Source organism: Streptomyces poriferorum (assembly GCF_019399235.1).
GTDB lineage: Bacteria > Actinomycetota > Actinomycetes > Streptomycetales > Streptomycetaceae > Streptomyces > Streptomyces poriferorum.
Genome location: NZ_JAELVH010000455.1, coordinates 1 through 4,032, shown reverse-complemented (window position 1 = coordinate 4,032; position 4,032 = coordinate 1). Strand labels below are relative to the sequence as shown.

4 protein-coding genes are annotated in these 4,032 nt (G+C 72.5%); all 4 read right to left on the bottom strand.

Annotated elements, in window-relative coordinates; genetic code table 11:
- The coding region (locus JGS39_RS38250) for a hypothetical protein (protein ID WP_219574377.1) at positions 1-550 on the bottom strand (550 nt) is incomplete at its 3' end.
- Between the two features lie 3 nt (positions 551-553).
- On the bottom strand, positions 554-1,678 hold the full coding sequence (locus tag JGS39_RS38245; RefSeq protein WP_219574376.1) for a hypothetical protein: 1,125 nt from the start codon (positions 1,676-1,678) through the stop codon (positions 554-556).
- A gap of 10 nt (positions 1,679-1,688) precedes the next feature.
- A complete protein-coding gene (locus tag JGS39_RS38240; RefSeq protein WP_219574375.1) occupies positions 1,689-2,894 on the bottom strand; it encodes a hypothetical protein in 1,206 nt (401 codons plus the stop codon).
- A 97-nt stretch (positions 2,895-2,991) separates the two neighbouring features.
- Entirely contained in the window at positions 2,992-3,939 is a 948-nt protein-coding gene (locus JGS39_RS38235) for a phage distal tail protein (RefSeq protein ID WP_219574374.1), read from the bottom strand.
- Between the last annotated feature and the right edge of the window lie 93 nt (positions 3,940-4,032).

Sequence of the window (4,032 nt, the reverse complement as noted above, 5' to 3'; positions counted from 1 at the left end):
TGTACTGCGTCCTGGCCGCGCCCACGGTCCCGGACGCGGCCAGGACGCAGTACACCTTGGGGTGCTGGGCGAAGCCGGGGCCCGCGTAGAGCGTGGTCCAGTCGGTGGAGCCGGTGGACTCCCAGCCCGTCGTGCCCACCGGAACCGGGGTCGGGAAGGGCAGATAGGGACGGGCCAGACCACCGCGGCCCGAGTCGGTCGCCAGCACGGTGTCGCCCCGGTGGTCGAGGACGCGCAACACCTGAACCGGGGAGTTCACCGGATCGGTCGTGATCAGGGACAACGCCATCGAACCGTCGTCGCGCCGCAGTTCCAGGCCCTGCTGGTACGCCTCGGCCTCGCTGTCGCGGTCCGGCTGCACCCGGCCGACCAGCAGCAGGTCCTCGCCCAGTGAGGTCCTGGCGCGGATCCGGCCCCGGTCGCCGACGACGATGTCGCCGCTGCCGACCTGGTTCATCGCCGGGCTGCTGTTGGCACTGGCCATCAGCCCCCGGATGCGGCGTTCGATCTCCCGGATGCGGTCCAGGAGGTCGGTGGGAATGGTGGCCATGTCCTACACCCCTTCCAGGTAGAGGGTCGCGGTCTCGGCCTTGGCACGCTGCGGCGGTTCCACCGCGAGGCCGACGATCCGGTACTGCTCGTCCTGCGGCTGTTGGTGCCACAGGTCACGCAGCCGCAGCCGGATGCGGGCGCCGATCAGCGCCGGGGTGATCCGGCCGTCCAGCCGCACGGTGATCTCCGGGATCATCTCCGGCATCCGCTGGCGGGCCAGCTCGGCCCCGGCGAGGGACCGCAGCGTCGCCTCGTCCGTGACCCCGCTGTGGTCCGAGGTGAGCTCCAGCCGGGGCCAGCCGGCCGCCAGGTCGGCGGGCGACTCGACGGAGACGGTGAGCGGCTGGGACTCCTCTGCCTGGTCGGTGTTGGGCGAGTCCCCGCGCGCCACCCACACGTCGGCCTGCACGGTCGAGTCGGCCGGCAGGCTGTAGGTGATGACCTGGCCGGGGTGGTCCATCACGATGTCGGAGGCACCGGCGGTGATCAGGGGGTGTCCGAGCTGGAGCCGTTTGGCCCGGCGGCCTGCGGCGTCCCGGTAGCAGTGCACCCGCCACTCGAAGCCGTCGGCCAGCCGGGACAACTGGTCCAGCACCTCCCTGACCCGGGTCAGGGAGGAGTAGGCGAAGAAGCAGTCCCGCGCGATGCCGGACATCTCGTTCCCCAGCTGGATACCGATGTCGCCGCCCGGCTGCTCCTGGGCGTGCGCGACGAGCAGCCGCGCGATCTCGAACTGGTCGAGCGCCGTGTAGGAGATGTCCTGCGCCAGGATGCGGTGGTCCAGGTAGGAGTCGAAGGTGCCGGCCTGGAACTGCACCTGGAGTCGGCCGCGTTCGTCGCTGGACGGGGTGCAGGTCCAGAGCACCCCGCCCCACCAGATGTCGCCGTCGCGCTCCAGCCACACCGCGGTGCGGCCGGGCACCATCGCCGCCCGGGCCCGGCGGGCCAGGGCGGCGTCCGGCAGCGGGACTGTCGCCGACAGCGATCCCGACTTGCCGATGTAGTCGTCGAACTTGGTCTCCGTCAGCGGCAGCACGTCCACCACCTGGTCGGTGCGCAGATCGCAGAAGACCGCCCGGTAGACGGGGGTGAGCGGGGTGTACGCCGTACGGGGCGAACTCGTCACGCGGCCCTCCTCAGAGCATCGGGTCGACGCGGATGAACCGGTTGTCGAACCAGTGGTTGTTGGTGGTGACGCTGGAGGAGTACGCGGAGACGGCGGTGTACTGGGCGCCGGCCTGGAGGCCGGTGACCGGGAACACGGTGCTCACGGACTGGTTGCCCCGGTTGGTGTCGACTGCCGAGCGGGTCTCCTCCGCGCCGAGGCCGGTGACCAGGACGCCGTCCTTGCGGATGTTGGCGGACATCCGGCCCCAGCCGCCCTCCACCGACGGCTGCCCCTGGAACCCGAGGTGCACGAGGACCTTCCCGGAGACCGGGGCGGTGAACGTGGCGGTGATCGTCGCCCCGGTGGTGCCCGTCAGCGCCTCCGACCAGGTGGTGGTCTTGCAGTAGCCGCCGTCGTTGTCGTACGCGAACGCCGCGCTCGGGAACGCGAGCACCCAGGCGGTGCCGCTCCACCGCTCCAGGCGGCCGTTGTTGTCCCGGTACTGGCCCACGTACCCGCCGGTGGCGAGCTGGCCGGTCGGGACGATTCCGCCGATCTGGCCGGGGTAGCCGACCCAGTTGCCGCCGTCCCAGCGCTGCAGCTGGGTGCCGATGTCGCGGTACTGGCCCGGGTAGGCGCCGATCTCGTTGGTGTTCCCGTACAGCGGCAGGATGCCGCCGGCGGCGACCGTGCTGGTACGCAGATTGGCGACGGCGGAGGCCCAGGCGATGCCCCCGGTGCCGACCGAGGCGCCCGCCGGGACCTGCACGGTCGCCAGCGGCAGGGAGGCGGGCGGGGTCAGCGGGACCTGCGGGTTGCCCTCGGCCGCGCCCTGGACGATCTCCAGGACGGCCTCGGTGCGGCCGGTCTTGTCGACCTGGGCGTCGTAGATCCGCAGGACGAGCAGGTCGATGCGGGGGTTGTTGGCGTCGCCGTCCGCGAAGACCATGGTGGTGTAGTCGGTGAGGACGACCGGGTAGGCCCCGGCCGCCTCGCCGCCCTGCACCACCGCTCGGCCGGGAGCGATCGTCGCGGTCATGCCGGCGGTGGAGCTGAACACGTAGAACGCGGACATCAGGGACTTGCCGTCGGGTGAGCCCGGGATGATGCCGCTGCGGCTGGCGAGCCCGCTCGTCGGGGTCATGGTGCCGGTCGGGGCGAGCCGGGTGTCGGCGCGGGACTGGCCGGACTCGGCGTCGGTGCGGTTGACGAGCCATGCGCTGCGCACGGGCATGAGGTCCTCCTGGAGGGATCTGCGGGACTGTTTTCTCGGCGGGGCTGCGGGCTGCTGCGGGGCCGTGGAACGGGGGAGGGGAGCCGGCGGTGGCCGCTCACCAGTGCCCGTCGCGCCAGCGGACGGTGACGGAGGCGTCCGGGGACGCGGTGACGTCGTCCGACCTGAAGGCCAGGTTCGTGGTCCCCGGCTCCAGCTGGAACGACTGCTCGGGCGACGAGTCCGGGGTGGCGGTGTAGATGCGGGACGCGGTGTCGTTGAGCAGCACCGTGCCGCTCTCGGTGTCGACGGTGAGGATGTCCCCGGCGCCCAGCGCCAGGTCGTACTGGAGCTGGCGCCCGTCGGAGAGCCGGGTCAGCGAGGGGCGCTGCACGGGGCCGCGGAACTCCACGACGGGACGCACCGCGGCGCCCCCGTCGTTGACCGCCGTGATCGAACCGGCGGTGCCGTTCGCACCCCAGGCCATCGGCCACACCAGACCGGACCCGGCGTCGTCGTCCCAGACCATCCCGGACTCGCTGACCGGCAGACCCGTGATGGCCTCGTGCCGGACGGCTCCGTAGCGGCGGGGGTCGGTCGCCGTCCACTGGATGCTGACCTTGGCGAACCCCTGTACGGCGTAGGAACGGTCCTGCGGTACGACGCGGCGGCTGACCCGGGCACGGACCGCGAGGGTCTCGCCCAGCAGCCGGACGGCGAGCCAGCGCTCCTGGCCGTCGGGACCGGTCGCGGCGCGGAAGCGGGTGGCGGTGGCGAGCGGATCGGTCCCGGCGGGCGGCGCGAGCCAGACGGTCGCCCCGATCAGACGGGGCTGCGCCCAGCGGTCGCCGGGCCAGGAGCCGTGCTGGTCGGGCCGGAGCACGTCTCCGAGGTCCAGTTCGGGCAGGTCTTCCCAGCCGGTCACACCGGTGCGGTCGACCGGGTAGGGCGTTCCGGCGCCCATCAGGAGCCCGCCCCACTGGATCTGACCGTCGCGGGTGATCAGTGAGCCGGGGGTGGTGTCGTCGGAGAGGGGCGTAGGGAGAGTGGAGACGGAATCGGCCATGTCGGGCCGTCACCTCGCTTCGGGGCTTGGCGTACGGGCGGGGGTGCCGCGGAGTGCGGAGCCCGGGCGGTCTCCGGACATGCGGGAGCGCGG

Excerpts from the sequence above, each read along its gene's own strand:
- JGS39_RS38240 (WP_219574375.1), bottom strand. The coding sequence starts at position 2,894 with ATGCCCGTGCGCAGCGCATGGCTCGTCAACCGCACCGACGCCGAGTCC.
- JGS39_RS38235 (WP_219574374.1), bottom strand. The coding sequence starts at position 3,939 with ATGGCCGATTCCGTCTCCACTCTCCCTACGCCCCTCTCCGACGACACC.